This is a genomic window from Shigella sp. FC1544, assembly GCF_001722145.1.
In the GTDB taxonomy this organism is placed as follows: domain Bacteria; phylum Pseudomonadota; class Gammaproteobacteria; order Enterobacterales; family Enterobacteriaceae; genus Escherichia; species Escherichia coli.
Genome location: NZ_MECT01000200.1, coordinates 1 through 2,896, shown reverse-complemented (window position 1 = coordinate 2,896; position 2,896 = coordinate 1). Strand labels below are relative to the sequence as shown.

Here is a 2,896-nt window from a genome sequence, read left to right as displayed (position 1 = left end):
GTGTTGAGGCCAACGCCCATAATGCGTGCACTGGCGCGACATCCGACGCCATTCATGGCCATATCAATGATTTTCTGGTGCGTACCGGGCTGAGAGGCGGTGTAAGTGAACTGTAGTTGCCATGTTTTACGGCAATGAGAGCAGAGATAGCGCTGATGTCCGGCAGTGCTTTTGCCGTTACGCACCACGCCTTCAGTAGCGGAGCAGGAAGGACATCTGATGGAAATGGAAGCCACGCAAGCACCTTAAAATCACCATCATACACTAAATCAGTAAGTTGGCAGCATTACCTGTCGCCTTTCTGACGGGTATTGCGGGCGCTCTTCAGACTCCTACCCTAAGTATATTCCTCGCAGATGAACTGAAAGCCCGTCCTATAATGGTAGGTTTTTTCTTCACCGGTAGCGCTATTATGGGAATTCTGGTCAGTCAATTTCTGGCAAGGCACTCCGATAAACAAGGCGACCGTAAATTACTGATTCTGCTATGTTGCTTATTTGGAGTGCTGGCCTGCACGCTTTTTGCGTGGAATCGCAACTACTTCATTCTCCTCTCTACGGGCGTACTTCTGAGTAGTTTTGCTTCTACCGCAAACCCGCAAATGTTCGCCCTCGCCCGTGAACACGCCGACAGAACAGGCCGTGAGACGGTCATGTTCAGTACATTTTTACGTGCTCAGATCTCGCTTGCCTGGGTTATCGGGCCACCGCTCGCTTATGAACTGGCAATGGGGTTTAGTTTTAAAGTGATGTATCTCACCGCTGCCATCGCATTTGTTGTTTGCGGGCTGATAGTCTGGTTGTTTTTGCCATCAATACAAAGAAATATTCCTGTCGTTACCCAACCCGTAGAAATTTTACCCTCCACCCATAGGAAGCGGGATACGCGGCTACTTTTTGTGGTCTGTTCAATGATGTGGGCGGCGAATAATCTCTACATGATAAATATGCCGCTATTTATTATTGATGAACTGCATCTAACCGATAAACTGGCTGGAGAAATGATTGGTATCGCTGCCGGTCTGGAAATTCCGATGATGTTAATCGCAGGCTATTACATGAAACGTATTGGCAAGCGACTATTAATGCTCATTGCTATCGTGAGTGGTATGTGTTTTTACGCCAGCGTACTCATGGCGACGACTCCGGCGGTTGAGCTGGAATTGCAAATTCTAAATGCCATCTTCCTTGGTATTCTCTGTGGTATCGGCATGCTTTATTTTCAGGACTTGATGCCTGAAAAAATAGGCTCTGCGACAACGTTATATGCAAATACTTCACGCGTCGGCTGGATTATCGCCGGCTCTGTTGACGGAATTATGGTTGAAATCTGGAGCTACCATGCGTTGTTCTGGCTGGCGATAGGGATGTTGGGTATTGCGATGATTTGCCTGCTGTTTATTAAAGATATTTAGCTCACCAGTCTGGGCTAAGAAAAATCGGCGTGGCGCAAACAGAGCCATCCTCGCCATTTTTGCTATCATGCCTGCATACATAAACGACAAAACAGTATGCAGAGGGAAAAATGGGTTCCACCAGAAAGGGGATGCTGAACGTTCTGATTGCCGCCGTGTTGTGGGGAAGTTCAGGGGTCTGCGCGCAATACATCATGGAGCAAAGCCAGATGTCGTCGCAGTTTTTGACTATGACGCGTTTGATATTCGCCGGTTTGATTCTACTGACGCTGTCATTTGTTCATGGCGATAAAATCTTTTCTATTATTAACAATCATAAAGATGCCATTAGCCTGCTGATTTTTTCCGTGGTTGGCGCGCTAACTGTACAGCTCACTTTTTTGCTAACCATCGAAAAATCGAACGCAGCCACGGCAACGGTGCTGCAATTCCTCTCACCGACGATTATCGTCGCCTGGTTCTCACTGGTGCGTAAATCGCGCCCGGGCATTCTGGTTTTCTGCGCTATTTTGACATCGCTGGTCGGGACTTTTTTATTGGTGACACACGGTAATCCGACGTCATTATCGCTCTCTCCTGCCGCGTTGTTCTGGGGCATTGCCTCGGCATTTGCTGCTGCATTCTATACCACCTATCCCTCAACGCTAATTGCCCGCTATGGCACGTTACCAGTCGTCGGCTGGAGTATGCTGATTGGCGGTCTGATTCTGTTGCCTTTTTATGCCAGACAAGGAACAAACTTTGTCGTTAACGGCAGTTTGATTCTGGCGTTTTTTTATTTGGTGGTCATTGGTACGTCCCTGACATTTAGTCTGTACCTGAAAGGAGCACAATTAATTGGCGGTCCAAAAGCCAGCATTTTGAGCTGTGCAGAACCATTAAGTAGCGCGCTACTCTCTTTGCTGTTGCTGGGGATCACGTTCACATTACCGGACTGGCTGGGAACGCTGCTGATTCTGTCATCGGTGATTTTGATTTCAATGGATTCCCGTCGCCGGCCAGAAAAATAAATCGTCCGGCGCGGCATGAGTGAGAATTACCAGCCAGGCACCGCGCCACCGTTAAAAATGGTTTCTGCCGCTTTAGCGACTTCGGGTGATTGATAAGATTGCAGAAATTCCTTCACGTTTTCTGCATTCTTATTATCGGTGATGCTGCCAACTTAGTGATTTAGTGTATGATGGTGTTTTTGAGGTGCTCCAGTGGCTTCTGTTTCTATCAGCTGTCCCTCCTGTTCAGCTACTGACGGGGTGGTGCGTAACGGCAAAAGCACTGCCGGACATCAGCGCTATCTCTGCTCTCACTGCCGTAAAACATGGCAACTGCAGTTCACTTACACCGCTTCTCAACCCGGTACGCACCAGAAAATTATTGATATGGCCATGAATGGCGTTGGATGCCGGGCAACTGCACGCATTATGGGCGTTAGCCTCAACACGATTTTACGTCACTTAAAAAACTCAGGCCGCAGTCGGTAACCTC

General features: G+C 48.1%; 2 protein-coding genes and 3 pseudogenes. 3 read left to right on the top strand and 2 right to left on the bottom strand.

Features of this window, described 5'->3' with window-relative positions; genetic code table 11:
• A partial coding sequence (locus BGK49_RS26670) for an IS1-like element transposase (RefSeq protein ID WP_001650043.1) occupies positions 1–236 on the bottom strand: 236 nt, incomplete at its 3' end.
• A gap of 41 nt (positions 237–277) precedes the next feature.
• Between BGK49_RS26670 and BGK49_RS11675 the strand changes: the two genes are divergently transcribed.
• The gene (locus tag BGK49_RS11675) at positions 278–1,414 is read left to right on the top strand and encodes an MFS transporter (protein ID WP_241525528.1); all 1,137 of its coding nucleotides are present in this window, start codon (positions 278–280) and stop codon (positions 1,412–1,414) included.
• Between the two features lie 110 nt (positions 1,415–1,524).
• Positions 1,525–2,447 (top strand): annotated as a pseudogene (locus BGK49_RS11670) (carboxylate/amino acid/amine transporter).
• A 3-nt stretch (positions 2,448–2,450) separates the two neighbouring features.
• Here the strand turns inward: BGK49_RS11670 and BGK49_RS26665 are convergent.
• Positions 2,451–2,561 (bottom strand): annotated as a pseudogene (locus BGK49_RS26665) (lipoprotein NlpA); the annotation flags it as partial.
• A 55-nt stretch (positions 2,562–2,616) separates the two neighbouring features.
• On the opposite strand from BGK49_RS26665, the pseudogene BGK49_RS11665 reads away from it, so the two are divergent.
• A pseudogene (locus tag BGK49_RS11665) lies at positions 2,617–2,896 on the top strand (IS1-like element transposase); the annotation flags it as partial.